Here is a 22707-nt window from a genome sequence, read left to right as displayed (position 1 = left end):
GTTAAATAGGAAGAAATGTAACTAGTTATAGCGTTAACGCTTAATATTCATATTGTTGGATAGTGTCATTATTAATCTGTAATAAATAACGTGAGTGACTAATTGTTTTATATTATTGATTTATAATGGCAAATTATAATTATAAAGATATGTAAATTTAATGTAAGTTAATCTTTGATGTGATCTATGACGCTATTTTGGGATAGTCAATGGCTAATTACTTGAGGCTCATCACGTCCCAGTCATCCATACATTCATGAAATAAATCTTTACGATCTCGATCACTAAAACAAATCTTCTAAAAAAATAAAATGCAATTCCATAAAAATGAAACATAATTTCAATTGAGGGTTATTGCATGTTTAAGAAATCTCTGGTCATGATGGCTTTGTGTGGCGCCTCTTTCGCAGCATCTGCAGTCACTGTCGATCTTCGTCATGAATTTATTGATGGTGGCAGCAAAGATAAGACCAACGCAGACCGCGTTTCCGTTTCTCACCGCTTTGCTAATGGGCTAGGTTTCTCCGTTGAAGCAAAATGGAAATCAGGCGGCGATCATACTGATAGAGCTTATAATGACTTTGTGGGCAACGGCCACGAAGAAACGATCAGCTACCAGTGGAAAGCTAATAAGAATTTTTCTGTGACGCCTGGCTTTAATATTGAAAGTAACGACAGTCGCACTATTTACAAACCAAACCTGCGCGTGCAGTACAGCTTCGATAATGGCTTCTACGTAGCTGCGCGTTATCGTTATGACTACACCCGTTACCCTTCAACCTCAAAGTCTCCGGATGACAAAGTCAACCGTGGCGATGCCTGGGCGGGTTATGTATTCGGTGACTGGCGTGCAGAGCTGAACTATGTGTATGCCCGCAGTACGGTTGCAGACGAGCAGAATAAGAGCCTGTATCGTAACAATAACAAACCGTACTCTCAGGAATATAACGTCAAAGTGGCGTATAAGATTGATAAAAACTGGGCGCCATACGGCGAAATTGGTAACGTTGGTGTGAAAACGACTGACGAACGCCAGACCCGTTTCCGTGTCGGTGTAGCATACTCGTTCTAATATCTTTCGCGTTGGTATAACCCCGGCATTATTGCCGGGGTTACATCTTTTCATTGAAACACATTAGATAATACCCACTCTTTATTATTTGGCTGCTTGCATCGGCTATTTTTAATTATTTTCCATCATAACGATACTTCGCCTTCTCCCACGAATAAAAACTTCCTCGCTGTGGTTTTTCGCATCAGATGATGAAACTCCCTCCCGGACAGGTCTATGCTTAGTCTCGAACCCATATAAAAAATAGAGGCAATGTCATGGATAAGGAACTACTGGACGCAGGCTATCGTGTCTATACCGGGGAGAAGATTGATGTCTACTTCAACACCACGATGTGCCAGCACTCGGGGAACTGCGTTCGTGGGAGCAGCAAGTTGTTCAATTTGAAGCGCAAACCGTGGATCATCCCGGACGAGGTTGACGCGCAAACGGTGGTGCGCGTTATCGACACCTGTCCAAGCGGGGCGCTGAAATACCGTCATCACGATTAAGAGAGGGAAACATGGACATTCTGGAAGGCCATAACAAGTTCTACGTTAACGATAGCGACGGTAATCAGGTGGCGGAAATCGTCTTTGTTCCCACCGGCGAGCATCTGAGCATTATTGAACACACCGACGTCGACCCTAGCCTGAAGGGGCAGGGCGTTGGCAAACAGTTGGTGGCTAAGGTGGTGGAGAAGATGCGTCAGGAACAGCGCAAAATCATCCCGCTGTGCCCGTTTGCGAAACATGAATTTGATAATACCCGCGAGTATGACGATATTCGCGCCTGAAACGCCGCGCCAGCGTGAGCTGGCGCATCTTCACTAGCGAAGCTGTTCGAACAGCAGCGTCACGGCGATAAGCACCATCAACCCACCTGAAAAACGGCTGACAACCCGCGCCGCCTGCGGGCGACTTGCCAGTAGCGCGCGTGAACCGTATCCCACCAGTAAATAGATAATCGTGCAGGTGATGAGATGCATTACCCCGAGCGCCGACATCTGCATTGCCACCGACCACTGGCCGTGCGGGTCAGTAAACTGCGGCAGCAGCGCCAGAAATAGCAGAAAGACTTTCGGGTTGAGGCCGCTGATGCACATGCCTTTCAGCGCCCACTGGTTCCAGCCGCCGCTTTGCTGCGCGGCGCTGGACACCGTTGCTGGATGGCGTAGCAGCGACACACCGAGCCACAGCAGATAGCATGCTCCCAGCAGCGTAATCGCCGACAGCGCCAGCGGATGCCCCGCAATCAGCACGCCAACGCCCGCCACCACAATAATCGTCGCCAGTAGGTGGCCGGACATCAGCCCCGCCACCGCAGGCACAATGGTTCGCCCGTGGATCCCGGCGCTGATGGTGTAGGCCCAATCAGCCCCCGGCGTCATGATAAGCAAAAACGAAACCAGCCAGAACCCTGCCACCAAACTCATTTCCATACCCGAATTGCCTCGCGTTTGCTCATCACGTTAACCCCGAAAACCCTTACTGAATGTCAGGAAAGAATATCGGTATTGCCGCGCAATGAGCTTTCAATGTTATGCTGAAAACCCGGCCTGAAAGAGAGAATCTTCTAAATGGACAGTATCGATCGAAAAATTCTTGCGCAGCTACAGGCCGATGGCCGTTTATCTATCACTGAGCTTGCCGAACGGGTAAATCTGAGTCTGTCGCCGTGCCACCGACGTCTGCGGGCGCTGGAGCAGGAAGGGGTGATTACCGGCTACCGCGCTAACCTCGACCCAGGGAAAATGGGCTTTAACTTCGTCGCGCTGGTCTTTGCGACCCTGAAAGAGGGCGACAGGAAGGCGGTTAGCGCGTTTGAAGAGGCGGTGGAAGAGATCCCGCAGATCGTGATGGCCCAGCGACTGTTCGGCGACCCGGACTATCTGATGCAGGTGGTGACGCGCGATCTCTCCTCATTCCAGAAGCTCTACGATCAAAAGCTGTCGGCGATGCCGGGTGTGCAGCATCTGCGCTCAACGCTGGTGATGAAAACGGTGGTGCAGGATCGTCCTTTCCCGCTGGAGACGCTGAAATAACCTCGGCCACAAAGTATTTGGCTGAAACGATTCGTGTGCTAATATTCATTCATAGGGGATGGCATTCCCCCTTGAACCGCCGTGTGGCTGATGATGCCTGTTTATATTCCTGGACCGGGAATGAACAGGCACACCTCTACTGCGTCCAGGATGATTAATTCATCTAAGGATGCGTCAATGCACTCTGAACACTTCGCTCGTAAAAACTCGCTTTTCTTCCTGATACAGTGGCTCCTGCTGGCTGTGGTTATTGCCGTGCTCGTCGGCTACGCATCTGCTTTATTTCTCTTCTCGCTCGACTGGGCGACCGTCACACGCCTTCAGCATCACTGGCTTATCCTGCTGCTCCCGTTCGCCGGGTTTGCCGTGGGCTGGATCTATCTGCGCCTCGGCCGTTCGGTAGAGGCGGGGAACAACCTGATACTGGAAGAGGTACATAGCCCGGCTAACACCATTCCACTGCGAATGGCGCCGCTGGTGTTTATCGGCACGGTGGTGTCTCATCTGTTCGGCGCGTCGGTTGGCCGTGAAGGCACGGCGGTACAAATGGGCGCCTCGATTGCCGATCGGTTCACGCCGCTGCTAGGGCTGGATAACGATGCGCGCCGCATGGTGCTGATGGCGGGCGTCAGCGCGGGCTTTTCTTCCGTATTTGGTACCCCGCTTGCCGGGGCCATTTTCGGCCTTGAGGTGATGGCGATAGGGCGCATGCACTACACCGCGATTTTCCCCTGTCTGGTCGCGGCGGTGGTGGCGGATCAGGTCGGCCTGATGTGGGGCGTGCACCATACGCACTATGCGATGTCATCTATTCCGGTGATGTCGGCCTGGGTGCTGGGTGCGGTTATTGTGGCGGGCTGCTGCTTCGGCCTGGCTTCCCGGGTGTTTGCCGATGCCACTCACCTGATTGGCGGCATGATGAAAAAACGGATTGCCTATGCGCCACTGCGCCCGTTTATCGGCGGGGCGGTGGTCGCTGCGGCGGTCTATCTGCTGCATGCTGACCGCTACATCGGTCTTGGTATTCCGGTGATTGTGGATGCTTTCCAGCACCCGCTCGCGCCGTGGGATTTCCTCGGCAAACTGATCTTTACCGTCACCTCGCTCGGCAGCGGATTTAAAGGCGGGGAGGTGACGCCGCTATTTTACGTCGGCGCTACGCTTGGCAATGCGCTGGCCCCGCTGCTGCATCTGCCGTTTGCTTTCCTGGCAGGGCTGGGATTTGTGGCGGTCTTTGCCGGCGCGGCGAATACACCAATTGCCTCGACGCTGATGGCGATTGAACTGTTCGGCGCGGATATCGGCGTGTATGCCGCGATGGCCTGCGTGGTGGCCTATCTGGTCTCGGGCTATACCGGTATTTATCGTTCCCAGCGGGTAGCCTGCCTGAAGCACAGCGTGGTGCCGGAAGGAATAAAGCTGGCGGAGCTTCCTGCCTGGCAGCGTGAAAGTCACCGTCCTGAAACCGTCGTTGAGGAAACGAAAGCATCATGACGTCGCTAGCGCCGCTAACTGGTTTATTGCAAAAATGTAAATAACTAACTCAATATTTGTTATTTCAGAATGGCTGCGCATTCTGGCTATCTTGGTTTCAGCCCACTTTCGGCATCGAATCAGGAGAAACCAGAATGAGCAGACAGATCAAATTAGGGGCTTTCCTTCCCGGCGGCGGCCAGCATATCGCGGCGTGGCGTCACCCGGACGCTCCCGCCGATGGCGCGACCAGCTTTGAATTCCATAAGCAGCTTGCTCAGACCGCCGAACGCGGCCTGTTTGATGCCTACTTCCTGGCTGACGGCCTGGCGATCCCCGCTTCCGGCGTGACCGACGGCGGTACCGCGAAAGTGGCGGGCTTCGAGCCGGTTACCCTGTTTTCGGCGCTGGCGCCATTGACGCAAAATATCGGCTTTATCGCCACCGCCTCCACCACCTACGAAGAACCCTACAATCTGGCGCGCAAGTTTGCTTCGCTGGATCTCATCTCCGGCGGGCGCGCGGGCTGGAACGTGGTGACCACCGCCACCGAAGCGGCGGCGCACAACTTTAATCTGGATACCCAGCATCCGCATGAGTACCGCTACCAGCGGGCGAAAGAGCACGTTGAAGTAGTGAAAAAACTGTGGGATAGCTTTGAAGACGACGCGTTTTTACGTGACAAAGCCTCAGGCCAATTCTTCGACCGTAGCAAGGTGCACAACACCGATCACGTCGGCAAATTCTTCAAAGTACGTGGGCCGCTGAACGTGCCGCGCTCGGCGCAGGGTCAGCCGGTGATTGTGCAGGCGGGGCAATCTGAAAGCGGTCGTGCGCTGGCTGCCGCGACGGCCGAAGTGATCTTTACCTCGCATCAGCATCTCGACACCGCGCAGGACTTCTATCGCGATATTAAATCACGCGCTCGCGCCGTCGGCCGTAACCCTAACCATGTGTTGATTATGCCTGGCGTCGCGCCGTTCATTGGGCGAACGGAGGAAGAGGCGAAAGAGAAGTATCACAAGCTGACTTCGCTGATTGTCGAAGCCGACGGCATCGCCTTGCTGAATGGCCTGGCCGGTGGCGGCATCGATCTCGGCAAATTCGACCCGGACGGCCCGCTGCCACCGCTGCCGGTGACCGAAGGGATGAAATCGCGTCCTGAGCTGATTCGCCAGATTGCCGATGAAAACAACTTCACCATTCGCCAGCTCTACCAGTGGGTGGCGACCGCGCGCGGTCATTTCACCGTGGTGGGCAGCGCCGAACAGGTGGCAGATACGCTACAGGCGTGGTTTGAAAACGAAGCCGCCGATGGCTTCAACGTGCTGCCACCGTGGCTTCCTGGCGGCCTGGACGACTTTATCGAACTGGTGGTGCCGATTTTACAAAAACGCGGGCTGTTCCGTACTCAGTATGAGGGCAAAACGCTGCGTGAAAATCTGGGGCTACCGTTTGCCAGCAACCGCTACAGCGCCGTGCGTAACAGCAAAGTGGCTTAAGGAGGCGCAATGTTCTATTCCACGACCCGAATTCGCCTGAAGGCGCGCGTGCAGGCTAAGCCTGCCTACCAGGTGTGGTATCAGCGTAGCCTGTCGTTGATTGCGCGCTACGGCCTGCTGGTGCTGTTCTTTGCCGGCTGGCAGATTGCCAGCACCGCCGGTTGGCTGAACGCGGCGATCATCCCGCCGCTGGATAAAATCTTTGTTGCATTGTGGAACGGTATCACCCAAGGCGCGCTGCTGGGTGATATTACCATCAGCCTTCAGCGTGCCGGGTTGGCTTTCGCTGCCGCTATCGTGGTGGGGATCCCGCTGGGGCTGTTTATGGGCCAGATTCGCCCGCTGGAGCAGGCGCTGGATCCTATCTTACAGTTGTTCCGCCAGACCTCGGCCTTGGCGCTGTATCCGATCTTTATCCTGCTGCTGGGCTTAGGGGAAACCTCCAAAGTGTTCGTGATCTTTTGGGCGGCGCTGTTCCCGATTCTGCTGTCGACCATCAGCGGCGTGAAAGAGGTGGATACCAAACTGCTGGAGATGGCGCGCACCTTTGGCGCCGGGCGCCTGACGCTGTTCTACCGGGTGATCGTTCCCGCTTCCGTTCCCTCTATTTTTATCGGCCTGCGCCTGTCGGCCACCACCGCGCTGCTGCTGCTGATTGCTGCCGAAATGATCGGGGCGAATCAGGGGATCGGTTTCAGGGTGATGAATGCGCAATATAACTTCCAAATACCCATGATGTTTGCCGCGATATTCCTGCTGGCGTTTGCCGGGTTATTAGCGAACGCGATTCTGGTGGTGCTGCAACGTCGCCTGTGTCGATGGAATATCCGTAGCCGTTAATTTTGTACGTTATTTTACGTTTTTACTTATCGCCATAAAGGAATTTTTATAATGAAAAAACAGTTCTATTCTGCGTGGGTTGCGGTGCTTTTCTTATTGGGTGTTAGTGCGTCGGTTCGTGCTCAGGATGAAGTCACGATGCGCTATATGGCGAGCTACGGCGGTATTTCCGCTCACGAACTGGCGGAAGCGCTGGGATATTTTAAAGGCACCGGCGTGTCGATTAAAAATGCCGGCTACGCCAGCGGTGGCCCGGAGTCTTTATTTGCACTGGCTTCCGGCAGCATTGATGTTGGTTCAGCGGCGACGCCAGCGGTGATTAATGCCATCGCTAACGGTAACGACTTTGTGGCGGCTTACCCGACCAATGGCATCAACGAAACCACCAAATCTATCTTCTATGTGAAGGAGGACAGCCCGATTAAGTCGATCAAAGATTTAGTCGGAAAAAGCGTGGCGGTAAACACCCTGGGCGCGCATCTGGACTATACCCTGCGTGAAGCGCTGCACCAGGCGAATCTGCCGGAAAACGCCGCCAAACCGGTCGCGGTTCCCGGCCCGCAGCTTGAACAGACATTGCGTTCGGGTCAGGTCGACGTGGCCGCCTTTGGCTACTGGCAAACCACCTTTGAAGGCGTCGCGCGCAGCCACGGCGGCCTGCGCCCAATCTTCAACGATGCGGACGTGCTGGGGCCGATTGCCGGTGGCTTTACGGTGCTGCGTTCCGACTTCGTCAAACAGCACCCGGATGCGGCGCGTATTTTCGTAGTTGAATCGGCTCGTGCGCTGGATTATGCCCGCGATAACCCGGCGCAGGTGCGTGACATTATGGCGAAAATCCTGAAAGAACGCGGCGAGAACCCTGACGTGGCGCAGTACTTCACCGGCTACGGTGTCCGCAAAGGCGGACTGTCAGAACCTCACGATGTGCAGTTCTGGCTGGATATTCTTGAACGCGACGGCGTGCTGAAAAAAGGCCAGCTTAAAGCGTCAAATATTTTGCTGAAAACGGAAGGTGTATGATGACATCAACCACGCAGATTGCCCGCGGCGATATCTCGATTCGCCGCTTACGTAAGACTTTTTCCCTTGAGGGGAAGCCGTTTGATGTCTTCCGCGACCTTAACTTACAGATTGAAAGTGGGCAGAGTATCGCCATCGTCGGGCCCAGCGGCTGCGGGAAAACCACGCTGCTGCGAATACTTGCGGGGCTGGAAACGCCGGATGCGGGCGACGTGGTGATTGACGGCCAGGCGGTACACGGCATGAGCCGCGAGCGGGCAGTGATTTTCCAGGAGCCGCGTCTGCTGCCGTGGCTGACGGTGCTGGAAAACGTCAGCTTTAGCCTCGACGTGCAGGGCGTGTCGCGCAAGCAGGCCAGGGCGCGGGCGAAAGAGGCGATTGAGCTGGTGGGGCTCAGCCACTGCGAGCAGGCGCTGCCCAACCAGCTTTCCGGCGGCATGGCCCAGCGTGTCGGTATTGCCAGAGCGCTAACCATCCAGCCGGAGATCCTGCTACTGGATGAGCCGCTCGGGGCGCTGGATGCGATGACTAAAATCACTATGCAGGAGGAGCTGGCGCGCATTCGTGATGCGGAAAAGATGACGATGGTGCTGGTGACGCACGATCTGGAAGAGGCGATTTACCTTGCCGATCGGGTGATTATTTTGCCAAAAATGAAAGGCGACCCGATTCGCACCATTGAGGTGACATTACCGCGACCGCGTGAACGTAGCAGCACGGATTTTGTTCTGTTACGCCAGCAGCTTATGGCGGAATTCGGGCTGCATTAATTGCTGAATTAAAATTAAATTATTTGAGTTTTATTTCCACGCAAATAATGCGGATGCTTTTTTTAATTAAAAAAAGCAAAGAAAGTAATTTGTTAATAACTCTAAGTGGAAAGTAAGTGGTATTTTAAAATAATGTAAAAGTGCGCTACTATTAGCGCACACATTACATTTAGCTATGCGAATATCATCATTATGCCTGCTATTAATAAAAAACTATTTACTCTGGCGACCATCGCGCTGCTGGTCAATTCAGCGGCTTACGCAGATACCAATACCACTGAAAAAACCGACGTCCTGCTGATTGGCGGCGGGATCATGAGCGCCTCACTGGGCACCTGGTTACAGGAATTACAGCCTGACTGGAAACAGGTGATGGTGGAGAAGCTCGATAAAGTCGCGATGGAATCTTCTAACGGCTGGAATAACGCCGGTACCGGCCACTCCGCTAATATGGAGCTGAACTACACGCCGGAGCGCCCGGACGGCACCATCGACGTGACTAAGGCGCTGGAAATTAACGAACAGTTTATGATTTCCCGCCAATTCTGGTCCTCGCAGGTGAAGCGCGGCATTCTGAATAATCCCCATGCCTTTATTAACTCCACACCGCACATGAGCTTCGTCTGGGGCGATAAAAACGTGGAGTACCTCGGCAAACGCTACGACGCGCTGCAAAAAACCACCCTGTTCCAGGGCATGAAATTCTCCACCGATCATCAGCAAATTGCCCAGTGGGCGCCGCTGGTGATGGCCGGTCGTGACCCGCAGCAAAAAGTCGCTGCCACCTGGACGCCGGTCGGCACCGACGTTAACTACGGCGAAATTACCCGTCAGCTGATCGGCAGCCTGCAGAAGAACAACCACTTCACGCTGCAAACCTCCTCTGAAGTAACTGAATTCAAACGCAACGGCGATAACTCCTGGCACGTCACCATTGAAGATGTGAACAGCGGTAAGCAGCACGCGATTGACGCGAAGTATGTCTTTATCGGTGCGGGCGGCGGGGCGCTGAAGCTGCTGCAGAAAACCGGCATTCCGGAAGCAGACAACTACGCGGGCTTCCCGGTCGGCGGCTCTTTCCTGATGACTGAAAACCCGGACGTCACTCGTCAGCATATGGAAAAAGTTTACGGTCAGGCCTCCGTGGGTGCGCCGCCGATGTCGGTGCCGCATATCGATGCGCGCTTTATCGATGGCAAGCGCGTGGTGCTGTTTGGGCCATTCGCGACCTTCTCCACCAAGTTCCTTAAGCAGGGGTCATTCTTCGACCTGCTGAGCACTACCACAACCAGCAACGTGATGCCGATGACGCATGTGGGCCTGGATAACTTCGACCTGGTGAAATACCTGGTGAGCCAGGTGATGCTGAGCGATGACGACCGTTTTGCCGCGCTGAAAGAGTACTACCCCGAGGCGCGTAAAGAGGACTGGAAGCTGATTCAGGCAGGCCAGCGCGTGCAGATCATCAAGAAAGATGCGGACAAAGGCGGCGTGCTGAAGCTGGGGACCGAAGTGGTGGTTGACCAACAGCGCACCATCTCTGCGCTGCTGGGCGCATCGCCGGGCGCCTCTACCGCTGCGCCAATCACGCTGAACGTGATTAAAAAGCTGTTCCCGGAGCAGTTCAACTCACCGGAATGGCAGAGCAAAATTCGCGGTATCGTTCCGAGCTTTGGCCAGAACCTGAACGGCAACGTTGCGCTGACCCAGCAGGTTTGGGATGACACCGCCGCCACGCTGGAGCTGACCAAGCCGCCGGTGATTCAGATGCCAGCAGCCCCAGTTGCTCAGGCAAAACCGGCAGAGCAGCCAGAGAAGGCGTCACCACAGCACGATATGGCGCTGTAACAGCAGGCTGTTCAGAACCGTAGCCCGGCCAAGCGAAGCGCCGCCGGGGAGTGCGACAAGCCTGCATATGGTATCGAACCTCCCCGGAGTCGGCGTAAACGCCTCGTCCGGGCTACCATGATTTAGCCAACAAAAAAGGCCTACCGGGTTTCCCCGACAGGCCTTTTTTACATCCGTGATGCGCTTACCCGAAGAACATCACCGACACGCACAGCAGGCCGACAATCAGCGTAATCAGGCTACCAATAGAACGGTAAGGCTTGAGCGACGGGATCAGGTAGGTCGACAGCGTTGGCATGATAAACAGAATCATAGCAATCAGCGGGCCGCTGATGGCGTAGATCATCGAAATCGCATTTGGGTTAATGCAGCAGACGATAAAGGTCACCGCTGACACCAGCAGGATAGAGAGCCCGCGGTTAAACGAGCGGCTCTTGCGAACGCCGACCTGGTTCAGCGACGATTTCACCATCTCGCTGGCCCCTTCAATCACCCCGAAATAGGTGCCGAGGAACGATTTCGACATCGCGACCACGGCGACCACTATCCCGGAAATCGACAGCCAGCTCGGAGAGTTCGGCATCATCGACAGCGCGGAAAGGATGGTCACGCCTTCCGCTTTCGCCGTATTGATATAGGACGGTGGAATCGACATCAGGCAACTGAACACAAAGAACAGCACGCTCAGGCAGATGACCAGATACGCCACCTTCATGATTTTTTTGCATTTACCCATGGCCTGCTCGCCATATTTCTCCCGCCGGTCGATGGCGAAGGTGGAGATAATCGGCGTATGGCTAAAAGCGAAAACCATCACGGGAATGGATAACCACACCTGGTGTAAGGTATGCGTGCTGACTTCCATCTGCGTGGTCAGCAGCGACGGCTGCCAGCTTCCGGTCAGATAGATAGACAGGAACAGGAAGTAGGCAATCAGCGGGAAGACCAGCATGCCCATCACCTTGATGGTGGTCTGACGGCCCGTCAGGAAAATCAGGTTCAGCAACAGTACGACGCCAAGACTGACCAACGCTCGTGTCGTGAGGTCGACCGGCATATGGTGACCAATCTGCTCGGTCAGCGAGTTAGTAATGGCGACGGCGTAAATCAATACCACCACGAAAAAGGCAACGAAGTAGAGCGTGGTAATCAGGTTGCCGATCTTTTTGCCGTAATAGTGGCTGACGGCACCGGTGATGCCAACGCTTGCCGGGGTGTTAGCGGACAGGATGAACTGACATAAGGCGCGATGCGGCCAGTAAGTCAGGGGCCAGGCGACGAGGGCGGTAATAAACAGCACCACGGCACCTGCGGCGCCAAGCTGGATGGGCAGGAAAAGGGTCCCCGCGCCGACGGCTGTGCCATATAAGGCAAAGCTCCATAGCGTCTCTTCTTTAGACCAAATTTTAGACATTATCTGAATATATCAACCATAAAACCAAAAAAATGGCGGATAATTTACCATAATTAGCTTTTCGTGTGGCTGAACATTTTCAGACCGATTGTTATCGGCCTGAAAAGTGGATTAATTTCTCGCGTAAAGGTTCTGTTGACGGCGCTTGATGATGCGCTCGCGCAGGGTGTCGTAAACCCAGTTGTAGAGCATGGTGTAGGGCAGGAAGAACAAGAAGAAGCCAATCTCCAGCGTCAGCGCCTGCAGGAGCGTCACGCCCAGCACCAGCGACACGATGCTCACCCCGATGACGATAAACCCGCACTCAAAGCCGAGCGCGTGCAGCGCACGGACTTTAGCGGTACGGATAACGCGGGTCACCGGCCAGAAGCGGTCGAAACCCGCGTTATAGATGATATTCCAGATCATCGCGGTGGTGGCCAGAATGACCGTCAGCCCGCCCATTTCAAGTACGGATCGCTGCATCAGGTAGGCTGCGGTAGGGGCGAGGATCGCGGTGGCGATCCCCTCGAAGCACACGGCATGGAAGATACGCTCCGGGAGTTTTCTGCGATGTAATGAATCGTTTTGCATCTTGTGACCTTTGATTTATGGAATGCGATAGTGGGCATTTTATGGATAAATATGATAAGTAAAAGATAGAAACCATCGATAAAGTAGATACATCATGCGCTATTCTCCCGAAGCCCTGACCGCGTTTGTCGAAACCGTCTCCTGCGGCTCTTTCTCAGCGGCGGCGCGCCGTTTGCGGAAAAGCCAGTCCACTATCAGCACCGCCATTGCTCATCTTGAGGCGGATCTCGGCGTGACGCTGTTTGACCGTTCCACGCGTCAGCCGCTGCTGACCGCCGAAGGGCAGCGGGTGCTGAGCTACGTACAGGCCATTCTGAGCGCCAGCGAACGGCTGGATGAGTTGGCGGTGTCGCTTAGCGGTGAGACCGAAGCGCGGCTGACCTTTGTGCTTTCCGATACGCTGCATCCCGACGTGCTCGAAGATCTGCTGGCCCAGTTTGACCGCCGTTTTCCGCACACGGAGTTTGAGTGCCTGGTCGGGGAAGATGACGACGTGGTGGATCTGCTGCAAAAAGGGCGTGCGCAGGTTGGCTTAATTGAAGCGCGGGATAGTTATCCTACCGATATTGGCCACACCCGTTTGCCGATGCAGACGCGTATGGCGATTTACGTGTCGCCGACGCATCCCCTGGCCGCCGAGCGAGGGCTGGAGTGGGAGCAGTTGAGCACCTGGCGTGAGTTGCGACTCAATACTTATCTGGAGAACCACACTACCCCTGCGCGTGGGCCCGTGTGGTCTGCACCAAACTACCTGATGCTGCTGAGCATGGCGGCGCAGGGACTAGGCTGGTGTGCATTGCCCTGCGCGCTGGTGGACGAATTTGCACGCTCGGCGGAGCTGACTATGCTGGATATTGTGGGCTGGCCAATCTCGGTATCGACCGACCTTCTATGGCATAAAGCCTCGCCGCTGGGGGCGGCGGGAAGCTGGCTGCGTCAGTATTTGCAGCAGGTTTCAGCCTGAATGAAACGGGGTGAATTTCCTTTGTGATAAAACTCACTTTTTTTAAACAATTACGAAAATAGTTGATAACAATCATCTACTATACGCGGATAATTTTGCGCTGAGGTCGAGATGAAAGACGTCGTTATCGTAGGTGCTGTCCGTACGCCCATAGGCTGTTTTCAGGGGGCGCTTGCCCGCCATTCCGCCGTGGAGTTGGGGAGCCTGGTGATTAATGCCCTGGTCGAACGTAGCGGAATTTCCGCCGCGACCATCGATGAGGTGATCATTGGTCAGGTATTAACGGCGGGAACCGGACAGAACCCGGCGCGACAGTCTGCGATTAAAGGCGGTCTGCCGAACACCGTCTCGGCGATTACCATCAATGATGTGTGTGGTTCAGGTCTGAAAGCGCTGCATCTGGCCACGCAGGCGATTCAGTGCGGTGAAGCCGACGTGGTGATTGCCGGTGGGCAGGAGAACATGAGCCGCGCCCCACACGTGCTGACCGATAGCCGCACCGGCGCGCAGCTTGGCAACAGCCAGCTAATTGACAGCCTGGTGCACGACGGCCTGTGGGATGCCTTCAACGATTACCATATGGGCGTGACGGCGGAGAACCTGGCGCGCGAGTATGGTATCAGCCGCGAGCAGCAGGATGCGTGGGCGCTTAGCTCACAGCACAAGGCCCGTCGGGCCATCGACTCTGGACGTTTTCGCGATGAAATTGTCCCGGTCGTCAATCTACAGCCTGGCGGTTCACACATTGTCGATACCGATGAACAGCCGCAAACCGATGCCAGCGCCGAAGCGTTAGCGCGTCTGGTTCCCTCTTTTGATCAGGCGGGTTCCGTGACCGCGGGCAACGCGTCGTCCATTAATGACGGCGCAGCGGCGGTGCTGATGATGAGTGAAAGCAAAGCGCTGGAGCTGGGGTTGCCGATCCTTGCCAGGATCCGCGCTTTCGCCAGCGTTGGCGTCGACCCTGCGTTGATGGGTATCGCACCGGTCTATGCGACTCGCCGCTGCCTTGAACGAGCCGGCTGGCAACTGAGCGATGTTGATCTGATTGAAGCCAACGAAGCGTTTGCTGCGCAGGCCATTTCGGTGGGCAGAATGCTGGAATGGAACGAGCAGAAGGTCAACGTCAACGGCGGGGCGATTGCATTAGGGCATCCTATCGGGGCTTCGGGCTGCCGTATCCTGGTGTCACTGGTTCACGAAATGGTGAAACGCGATGCCCGTAAAGGACTGGCCACGCTGTGCATCGGCGGCGGTCAGGGTGTGGCGCTTGCCGTCGAACGCGATACTTAGTAATAACGCTTTAGTTTCCCCTCAATTCCCCCCTTCCAGAAAGACCTCAATTGAGGTCTTTTTTGTTTATATGCCTGAGTTTATGAGAATAGAAATGGGTTTCTGTCTAGTTCATTCCTTTATGTATTTATGTTTATTTGTATCAGTTGTAAATGGTGCGTATGAGATGACGCTTAGGCAGATTATTAGTAAAACATAAATTATTACTATTGCTAAGAATAACTATGGTTATTTTTTTTGTGTAAGTTACTGTTATTAATGGATTTTAATTTAATTAAAAATACAATCATATAAAAGTTTGTGATCTGAGTTTTATTTTTAAGGGGGATCTTCGATTTTTTGTTGAGCTTTATCACGTCCTTCGTGTGCCGGATTTTATGAAACAAATAATTACGATCTTGATCACTAAAATACATAACCGGAAAAAATAAAATCCAATTTCATAAAAAAGAAACATAATTTTAATTGAGGGATGGCAAATGCTTAAGAAAACTCTGGCCCTGGCCGTATTATCTGGTATGTCTTTCGCTGCATCTGCGGTAACCGTTGACCTGCGTCATGAATATGTTGACAGCGGCACCAACGCAGACCGTGTTGCGGTATCCCATCGTTTTGATAACGGTCTTGGTTTTGGCGTGGAAGCAAAATGGAAAACGGGTGGTGATGCTGATAAACAGGATCGTCCGTTTAACGAAGTGGTGGGTAATGGTCACGAAGAGTCCATTAACTGGCGCTGGAAGGCGACAGATAACTTTGCCCTGAACCCAGGCTTTAACATTGAGAGTAAGGACAGCTTCTCAATCTACAAACCTTATCTGCATGCGCAGTACAGCTTTGATAATGGTTTCTACGTCGCAGCTCGTTACCGTTATGAATACACCCGCGTACCGGCAAGTGGCGGCGTTGACGATAAAGTTAACAAAGTGGATACCTGGGTTGGTTGGGCGATGGGCGACTGGCGTGCAGAGCTGAACTACGTGTATGCACGCAGTACGGTAGCCGACGATCAGCATAAGAGCCTGTATCGTAACAACAACAAACCGTACAGCACCGAATATAACGCTAAGCTGGCGTATAAATGGGATAAGAACTGGTCCCCGTACTTTGAAGTGGGTAACGTGGGCGTGAAATCTACCGATGAGCGTCAGACCCGTTTACGTGTAGGTGTTGCTTACTCCTTCTAAATAAATTCGGACCCTCATCCGTTTTCCCCCCGGAGCATTTAGCCGGGGGTTTTCGTTTTTGTGGCAGTGTGCTGTTTTCCCCTCACCCTAACCCTCTCCCCAAAGGGGCGAGGGGACCGTTGGGTGCAGTTATTCATTCCCGCACGGAATGTTCCCTCTCCCTTTTTAAGGGATAGGGTTAGGGTGAGGGTTCCTGCTCCAACCGAAAAAACAGCCAAAAAAAAGGTTCATCGCATTTTACCGGGGAACGCTGCTTTGATTTTCAGGAAGAAGTAGTCGTTATCCCGGTACCCATACGCCATTCTCTTTATCACCTTGATCTTATTGTTCATCCCTTCCAGTACGCTGGTATTGAGTCTGTGCGCCGCACTGGCTATTATTCCGCCCACATATCCCTTTAGCTTGTCAGCGAACTGTTTCAGTGCCTTTATACCGCTTTCCTGAGATTGTCTGTACCACTCATCCCAGCGCCGCACCGCTTCCTGTTCATTCGGCGCATACCACAGCTCTTTCAGCGCCGTTTTCATCACATAGACGGTATTTAACGGCTGATTGGCTTCCAGCAACTCTGACAGCCTGACCTCATGTCCTTCCGGCAGGTTCTCCGGGTTGCGCAGCAACAGCCAGCGACTACGTTTGATGACCCGCCGGGACTTTGGGTTCTCCCGTAACCGGTTTGCCTGGTCAACTCTGACACGGTCAATGACCTCACGACCGAACTTCGCGACCACATGGAACAAGTCATACACTACCTGTGCCTGGGGACAGTGCTCCCTGACCTCCAGGTCGAATGCGGTGTTCATATCCATGGCAACAGATTCTATGGCAGCACACCCCTCCGCTCCCAGCCAGGTGAAGAAGGGCCGGAAGGCCGCTCTGCTGCGACCTTCTCCCACCCACAGCACCTGCTGTGTATCGGCGTCAGCCACGACGGTGGCGTAACGGTGACCTTTAAACAGGGCGAACTCATCCATCATCAGACGTCGCAGGAGATGCCGCTGTGGCTCGCGAACTTCACGTAGCATCCTCCGGTAATCGATATTTTTAATGGTATGCCAGTGCAGTCCGGTCAGGCTGGCGACATGCTTAATCGGCAGTAACCGGACGAGCGATTCAACCCACGCTGACAGGGTGGCGGTGTATCGCTGACGCTCAGGCAGCCAGTCGATTTTTTCGGTCATAATGCCGCAGGATGAACAGCGCAGACGGCAGACAGGCACATCCAGCCAGACCTTCCAGTTGAGGAGCTCACGCTCCCTGACCCGTCGCAGGGTAGTATCGTGAATATGGGGTGTACTGCGGTGACATCCACGGCAACAGGGTGGCTGCGAAGTTGCGGGCTGAAGGCGGATGAGCAGGGTATCGTGGGCAATTTCAGTGCAGGAAAAGACACTGAATCCTTTCCAGAAAAGAGAAGTCAGGTTAGCATTCATAGTAACGGCAGTTTTGAAGGTTCAGGGTGTGTTTTGGCGAATACAAACCTAAACGTTCTTACTGCCGTTTTCTATTGGTTCACGCTAACCTGCGATGAACCAAAAAAAAGCCCTCCAGAGGAGGGCAAGGCCAGTTACAGAAACACAAAACTTAGATTTATTACGCTTTTACTAACACACGTTCGGCAGGCAGTTTGGCAATGTACAGCGCCGGCTTACCGTCTTTGTCAGAGCTGAACAGCACTGCGCTGTCGTCTGGGGTAAAGGACGGATGCGGGTGCGTTACCTGACGGCTGTTTTGTACCGTTGCCCATGACGTATCGTGACGAGCAATGCGGAAGTAAGCCTGTTTCGCCACGTCGAACGCATACAGGTAGGGATCGTTATCGATGGTGTAGCCGCTGGTGTCTTTCACATCAACCGGCGTACCGGAACCGTCGCCAACCAGCATCGTGCCGTCGAAGTTGCTCATCAGGTGAGAACAGGCCGGCATCTGCATCAGCGCTTCGTTTACGTTGGTGTCCGGGTTAAAGCGGTAGATGGTGCGACCCTGCTGCCCTTTCAGGTAAGAGACGTACACCAGCGCGGAGCCGTTTGGCACCCAGAATTCGTGCGTGCAGCTTTCGCCTTCCGCGTGTTCTTTGACTTTACGAACGTTGCTGCCGTCTTCATTAACCAGCCACATACGCGCGTCGACCAGATCGTGCGGGCCTTCGTGGCAGAAGGCTACGGTGCTATCGTCAAACGGACGATAGATTGGGTGGCCGAGCCAGATTTTTTCTTCGTGGATCGTCGCGCTTTCACCGGTTTTCAGGTCAACGCGCAGCAGGCGGCAGTGTGGGCCTTTATGGAAGAAATCGTGGAACAGTTGCCAGTCGTTCAGCGGCGTCCAGTCGCTCTTAGCGATTTCGATGCCAACCAGCTTGGTGCAGTCGCTGTTTGATACCCAGGTGCCGTAGCCAACCCACTCATCCGGCACGCGGTACACTTCACGCTCGACCAGGGTTTTCAGGTTAACTTCCAGCAGAGTACGGTCGTTCTTCACATAGTAGAGTGATTTATCGTCCGGAGAGAGGAAGCCGCCAAAAGTGTTATCACCCGCGCCTTCGGTCAGCTGTACGGCTTCGGCGTTGGCGACATCCAGTAAATAGTAGTTCCAGTGGCCATCGAACTCGCCGGCAAATAACAGGTGGCTGCCATCATTAAAGAAACACTTCTGATAGAAGTAGTTACGATGACACGTTACTTCCGGTGGCGTTAAGCGGGTGACCTCCGCGCCGGTATCTGGGTCGCGGCTGACCTCATAGTTCAATTTAACCCGCATGCCTTTAGCCATGATGCTCTCCTTTCACTCACTCTAGCGGTCGCAGGGTGCTATCTCCCGTGCTGGCCGATTCTGATGTTATTTTAAAAATTGGGTATCAATTTATCAAAACAGCGTTTCATTGTTTGTGATGTCAGACTCACTTTATACGAAAAATCATCATTTCTGCTACTTTTTTGTGTAGCCAATCTGCCGCTTGTCAAGCTTGCCTTTGTTTTCACGACATCCTTTCTACTAAAGTGGTAATTTTTCAAAGAAACCTGTAACTGGATGAATAATAGTGTTTTTTGTTTTTTTGCAACGCGACAAAAGTGCATATTCGTGATCGCTTTTGCATTTTTGATATTATTACGCAGAAAAAATGAAACGATGTTTTATTTGTAATTGAAAACCCATTTCATCAGGGATAAGATACAAGCATTAAACAAAGCGGAACGCAGTTTCGTTTCTAATATAGAAGACAAAACCACATTTTCCTGGAGGTTCAGGTGGAAGTAAGACAGAGCATTCATAGCGCTCATGCTAAGACGCTGGATACGCAGGGCCTTCGAGACGAGTTTTTAGTTGAACAGGTTTTCACTGCTGATGAATACACCATGGTGTATAGCCATATCGACCGCATTATCGTTGGCGGCATTATGCCAGTGGCGAAAACGGTCTCTGTCGGCGGTGAAGTTGGCAAGCAGCTTGGCGTCAGCTATTTCCTCGAGCGCCGCGAACTGGGTGTCATCAACATTGGCGGTGCGGGCACGATTACCGTTGACGGCCAGTGCTATGAAATTGGCCATCGCGATGCTTTGTACGTCGGTAAAGGTGCGAAAGAAGTGGTGTTCGCCAGCATTGATGCGGCGAAACCAGCGAAGTTTTACTATAACTGCGCTCCGGCCCACACCACGTACCCGACCAAAAAGGTCACCCCTGCAGACGTTGCGCCGGTTACGCTGGGGGATAACCTCACCAGCAACCGCCGTACCATCAATAAATACTTTGTTCCTGATGTGCTGGAAACCTGCCAGCTCAGCATGGGCCTGACCGAACTGGCGCCAGGTAACCTGTGGAACACCATGCCGTGCCATACCCACGAGCGCCGCATGGAAGTGTACTTCTACTTCAACATGGATGAAGACAGCTGCGTGTTCCATATGATGGGGCAGCCGCAGGAAACGCGTCATATTGTTATGCACAATGAACAGGCGGTGATTTCACCGAGCTGGTCAATCCATTCCGGCGTCGGTACGAAGGCTTACACCTTCATCTGGGGAATGGTGGGTGAGAACCAGGTCTTTGATGACATGGATCATGTAGCAGTTAGGGATCTGCGCTAGTCGCGGACAGCAAGCATTAGATTAATGATGCCTGTCCGGTACAGGCGCAAAACGACAAGGAATATAAAATGATTTTGGATTCATTCTCTCTGCAGGGCAAAGTTGCCGTGGTTACTGGTTGCGATACCGGTCTGGGTCAAGGTATGGCGTTGGGTCTGGCGGAAGCGGGCTGCGACATCGTTGGTATCAACATCGTTGAGCCAACCGAAACCATCGAACGCGTTACCGCACTGGGTCGTCGCTTCCTGAGCCTGACCGCTGACCTGCGTAAAATCGATGGCATTCCAGAACTGCTGGAGCGCGCGGTGGCTGAATTCGGCCATATCGATATCCTGGTAAACAACGCGGGTCTGATTCGTCGTGAAGACGCGATCGACTTCAGCGAAAAAGACTGGGATGACGTCATGAACCTGAACATCAAGAGCGTGTTCTTCATGTCTCAGGCTGCGGCTAAGCACTTCATCGCGCAGGGTAACGGCGGCAAAATTATCAACATCGCCTCCATGCTCTCCTTCCAGGGCGGCATCCGCGTGCCGTCTTACACCGCGTCTAAAAGCGGCGTGATGGGCGTAACCCGTCTGATGGCGAACGAGTGGGCGAAACACGGTATCAACGTGAACGCGATTGCACCGGGCTACATGGCCACCAACAACACCCAGCAGCTGCGCGCTGACGAAGAGCGTAGCGCGGCGATCCTTGACCGTATTCCAGCGGGTCGTTGGGGTCTGCCAAGCGATCTGATGGGGCCAATCGTCTTCCTGGCTTCTCCGGCGTCTGACTACATCAACGGCTACACCGTCGCGGTGGATGGCGGCTGGCTGGCTCGCTAAGTTAGCGTCTGGATGTGAAAAAACCTGCTTCGGCAGGTTTTTTTATGTCTGTAGGATCCCTGGCGTCGCTTTGCCCGGCCGGGCTACGGATGGCACAGGCAACGTCAGGGTCTTTAATCATCCATATCCACATATTCATATCGTCCATGCACCTTCACCTATCAAAAAATAGTAATGCATGTGTTGTAGGGTTTTTTGACGATATGTAACGGGTTTCACTTCCATGCGAAAGTCGAATGTCCATCACAAAACCGACCTATGCAGCAATATCATCCATATTAATAACGTTTATGGCCTGACGGTCTGGTGCGCCTATCTCGTATTTTCATTCCATGTCTTACTTTGTCTGGCAGGAAAAAAATGACTTCAATCAGCAACGATTCAACGTTAATGCCGAACGCCCAGCGCGATACCCGGCGCATGAATATGTTTGTTTCCTTTGCCGCTGCGGTGGCGGGGCTGCTCTTTGGTCTTGATATCGGGGTGATTGCCGGGGCGCTGCCCTTTATCACCGATCACTTCGTGCTCTCTAACCGCCTGCAGGAGTGGGTGGTCAGCAGTATGATGCTGGGGGCCGCCATCGGTGCGCTCTTCAACGGTTGGCTGTCGTTCCGCCTGGGCCGTAAATACAGCCTGATGGTCGGCGCCGTGCTGTTCGTGGCCGGTTCACTGGGCTCCGGTTTTGCCGTTAACGTCGAAATGCTGCTGGTCGCCAGGGTTATCCTCGGCGTTGCCGTGGGTATCGCCTCGTATACCGCGCCGCTGTATCTGTCCGAAATGGCGAGTGAAAACGTGCGTGGCAAAATGATCAGCATGTACCAGCTGATGGTGACGCTGGGTATCGTGATGGCGTTTCTCTCCGACACCGCATTTAGCTACAGCGGCAACTGGCGCGCGATGCTCGCCGTGCTGGCGCTGCCTGCTCTGGTGCTGATTGTGCTGGTGGTGTTCCTGCCGAACAGCCCGCGCTGGTTGGCGGAAAAAGGCCGTCATATTGAAGCGGAAGAGGTGCTGCGCATGCTGCGTGACACGTCTGAAAAAGCGCGCGACGAGCTGAATGAAATTCGTGAAAGCCTGAAGCTGAAGCAGGGCGGTTGGGCGCTGTTTAAGGTGAATCGCAACGTGCGCCGCGCGGTGTTCCTCGGCATGCTGCTGCAGGCGATGCAGCAGTTTACCGGCATGAACATCATCATGTACTACGCGCCGCGCATCTTCAAAATGGCGGGCTTCACTACGACCGAGCAGCAGATGATTGCCACCCTGGTGGTCGGTTTAACCTTTATGTTCGCCACCTTTATTGCGGTGTTTACCGTCGATAAAGCCGGACGTAAACCGGCGCTGAAAATTGGCTTTACGGTGATGGCTATCGGTACGCTGGTGCTGGGCTACTGCCTGATGCAGTTTGATAATGGCACCGCGAGCAGCGGGCTCTCCTGGCTCTCCGTCGGTATGACCATGATGTGCATTGCGGGCTATGCGATGAGCGCGGCACCGGTAGTGTGGATCCTCTGCTCTGAAATTCAGCCGCTGAAATGCCGCGACTTCGGTATCACCTGTTCTACCACCACCAACTGGGTGTCGAACATGATTATCGGCGCAACCTTCCTGACGCTGCTGGATTCCATCGGCGCAGCGGGGACGTTCTGGCTCTATACCGTGCTGAACGTGGCCTTTATCGGCGTGACCTTCTGGCTGATTCCGGAAACCAAAGGGGTTACGCTGGAGCACATTGAACGTAAGCTGATGAAAGGCGAGAAATTGCGGGATATCGGCGTCTAATCAGGAACCCGGCGGCGCTGCGCCGCCGGGCAAGCTC

21 protein-coding genes and 1 riboswitch are annotated in these 22707 nt (G+C 53.8%); of the genes, 16 read left to right on the top strand and 5 right to left on the bottom strand.

What is annotated here, in order from left to right; translation table 11 throughout:
• The first annotated feature begins 358 nt into the window (after window positions 1-358).
• From AB2B48_RS13745 to AB2B48_RS13735, 3 genes are all read left to right on the top strand, one after another.
• Window positions 359-1072 (top strand): porin, encoded by a 714-nt coding sequence (locus AB2B48_RS13745; RefSeq protein WP_368299412.1) that lies wholly within the window; start codon window positions 359-361, stop codon window positions 1070-1072.
• Between the two features lie 257 nt (window positions 1073-1329).
• Entirely contained in the window at window positions 1330-1563 is a 234-nt protein-coding gene (yjdI, locus tag AB2B48_RS13740) for a 4Fe-4S mono-cluster protein YjdI (protein ID WP_220439484.1), read from the top strand.
• 11 nt (window positions 1564-1574) lie between these two features.
• Complete coding sequence (locus AB2B48_RS13735) at window positions 1575-1847, top strand: GNAT family N-acetyltransferase (protein ID WP_333500336.1); 273 nt, start codon at window positions 1575-1577, stop codon at window positions 1845-1847.
• 33 nt (window positions 1848-1880) lie between these two features.
• On the opposite strand, the gene AB2B48_RS13730 is transcribed toward AB2B48_RS13735, so the two are convergent.
• The gene (locus tag AB2B48_RS13730; RefSeq protein ID WP_368299411.1) at window positions 1881-2492 is read right to left on the bottom strand and encodes a LysE family translocator; all 612 of its coding nucleotides are present in this window, start codon (window positions 2490-2492) and stop codon (window positions 1881-1883) included.
• A gap of 138 nt (window positions 2493-2630) precedes the next feature.
• Here AB2B48_RS13730 and AB2B48_RS13725 point away from each other — a divergent pair, with 138 nt between their 5' ends.
• From AB2B48_RS13725 to mqo, 7 genes are all read left to right on the top strand, one after another.
• Window positions 2631-3095: an Lrp/AsnC family transcriptional regulator gene (locus AB2B48_RS13725; protein ID WP_185670007.1), complete on the top strand. Its 465-nt coding sequence runs from the start codon at window positions 2631-2633 to the stop codon at window positions 3093-3095.
• Window positions 3096-3140: 45 nt separating this feature from the next.
• Window positions 3141-3202, top strand: a riboswitch (Fluoride riboswitch).
• 70 nt (window positions 3203-3272) lie between these two features.
• Window positions 3273-4589, top strand: a complete 1317-nt coding sequence (locus AB2B48_RS13720) for a voltage-gated chloride channel family protein (RefSeq protein ID WP_368299410.1) — start codon at window positions 3273-3275, stop codon at window positions 4587-4589.
• Between the two features lie 134 nt (window positions 4590-4723).
• Entirely contained in the window at window positions 4724-6070 is a 1347-nt protein-coding gene (locus AB2B48_RS13715; RefSeq protein WP_220439481.1) for an LLM class flavin-dependent oxidoreductase, read from the top strand.
• Between the two features lie 9 nt (window positions 6071-6079).
• Window positions 6080-6910: an ABC transporter permease gene (locus AB2B48_RS13710; protein WP_220439480.1), complete on the top strand. Its 831-nt coding sequence runs from the start codon at window positions 6080-6082 to the stop codon at window positions 6908-6910.
• 51 nt (window positions 6911-6961) lie between these two features.
• On the top strand, window positions 6962-7933 hold the full coding sequence (locus AB2B48_RS13705) for an ABC transporter substrate-binding protein (protein ID WP_185670011.1): 972 nt from the start codon (window positions 6962-6964) through the stop codon (window positions 7931-7933).
• Window positions 7930-8703 (top strand): ABC transporter ATP-binding protein, encoded by a 774-nt coding sequence (locus tag AB2B48_RS13700; RefSeq protein WP_368299409.1) that lies wholly within the window; start codon window positions 7930-7932, stop codon window positions 8701-8703. Before AB2B48_RS13705 ends, AB2B48_RS13700 begins: the two co-directional genes overlap by 4 nt.
• Before the next feature lie 192 nt (window positions 8704-8895).
• Window positions 8896-10551: a malate dehydrogenase (quinone) gene (gene mqo, locus AB2B48_RS13695; protein ID WP_368299408.1), complete on the top strand. Its 1656-nt coding sequence runs from the start codon at window positions 8896-8898 to the stop codon at window positions 10549-10551.
• A 184-nt stretch (window positions 10552-10735) separates the two neighbouring features.
• On the opposite strand, the gene AB2B48_RS13690 is transcribed toward mqo, so the two are convergent.
• Both AB2B48_RS13690 and AB2B48_RS13685 read right to left on the bottom strand, forming a co-directional pair.
• The gene (locus tag AB2B48_RS13690; RefSeq protein ID WP_035897649.1) at window positions 10736-11965 is read right to left on the bottom strand and encodes an amino acid permease; all 1230 of its coding nucleotides are present in this window, start codon (window positions 11963-11965) and stop codon (window positions 10736-10738) included.
• Window positions 11966-12076: 111 nt separating this feature from the next.
• Window positions 12077-12538 (bottom strand): multidrug/biocide efflux PACE transporter, encoded by a 462-nt coding sequence (locus AB2B48_RS13685; protein ID WP_185670013.1) that lies wholly within the window; start codon window positions 12536-12538, stop codon window positions 12077-12079.
• A gap of 94 nt (window positions 12539-12632) precedes the next feature.
• Here AB2B48_RS13685 and AB2B48_RS13680 point away from each other — a divergent pair, with 94 nt between their 5' ends.
• The 3 genes from AB2B48_RS13680 (at window position 12633) to AB2B48_RS13670 (ending at window position 15979) form a co-directional block, all read left to right on the top strand.
• Window positions 12633-13502 carry a LysR family transcriptional regulator gene (locus tag AB2B48_RS13680; RefSeq protein WP_035897651.1) on the top strand — a complete coding sequence of 290 codons (870 nt, stop codon included), beginning with the start codon at window positions 12633-12635 and terminating at the stop codon, window positions 13500-13502.
• A gap of 111 nt (window positions 13503-13613) precedes the next feature.
• A complete protein-coding gene (locus AB2B48_RS13675; RefSeq protein WP_368299407.1) occupies window positions 13614-14795 on the top strand; it encodes an acetyl-CoA C-acetyltransferase in 1182 nt (393 codons plus the stop codon).
• 479 nt (window positions 14796-15274) lie between these two features.
• A complete protein-coding gene (locus AB2B48_RS13670; protein ID WP_368299406.1) occupies window positions 15275-15979 on the top strand; it encodes an oligogalacturonate-specific porin KdgM family protein in 705 nt (234 codons plus the stop codon).
• A gap of 227 nt (window positions 15980-16206) precedes the next feature.
• Here AB2B48_RS13670 and AB2B48_RS13665 read toward each other — a convergent pair whose 3' ends face one another.
• Window positions 16207-17412 (bottom strand): ISL3 family transposase, encoded by a 1206-nt coding sequence (locus AB2B48_RS13665; RefSeq protein WP_368299405.1) that lies wholly within the window; start codon window positions 17410-17412, stop codon window positions 16207-16209.
• A gap of 160 nt (window positions 17413-17572) precedes the next feature.
• Window positions 17573-18748 (bottom strand): oligogalacturonate lyase family protein, encoded by a 1176-nt coding sequence (locus tag AB2B48_RS13660; RefSeq protein ID WP_185670016.1) that lies wholly within the window; start codon window positions 18746-18748, stop codon window positions 17573-17575.
• Window positions 18749-19224: 476 nt separating this feature from the next.
• Here AB2B48_RS13660 and kduI point away from each other — a divergent pair, with 476 nt between their 5' ends.
• The 3 genes from kduI (at window position 19225) to AB2B48_RS13645 (ending at window position 22670) form a co-directional block, all read left to right on the top strand.
• Window positions 19225-20061, top strand: coding sequence for a 5-dehydro-4-deoxy-D-glucuronate isomerase (gene kduI, locus AB2B48_RS13655; protein ID WP_333500323.1), 837 nt, complete (start codon window positions 19225-19227; stop codon window positions 20059-20061).
• 68 nt (window positions 20062-20129) lie between these two features.
• Window positions 20130-20891, top strand: a complete 762-nt coding sequence (gene kduD / locus AB2B48_RS13650) for a 2-dehydro-3-deoxy-D-gluconate 5-dehydrogenase KduD (RefSeq protein WP_185670018.1) — start codon at window positions 20130-20132, stop codon at window positions 20889-20891.
• Window positions 20892-21251: 360 nt separating this feature from the next.
• A complete protein-coding gene (locus AB2B48_RS13645) occupies window positions 21252-22670 on the top strand; it encodes a sugar porter family MFS transporter (RefSeq protein ID WP_185670020.1) in 1419 nt (472 codons plus the stop codon).
• Window positions 22671-22707: the final 37 nt, after the last annotated feature.

The organism is Kluyvera sichuanensis (assembly GCF_040930405.1).
Classification (GTDB): domain Bacteria; phylum Pseudomonadota; class Gammaproteobacteria; order Enterobacterales; family Enterobacteriaceae; genus Kluyvera; species Kluyvera sichuanensis.
Note: the sequence above shows the minus strand (reverse complement) of the source record. Positions and strands in the feature narration are given on the sequence as shown.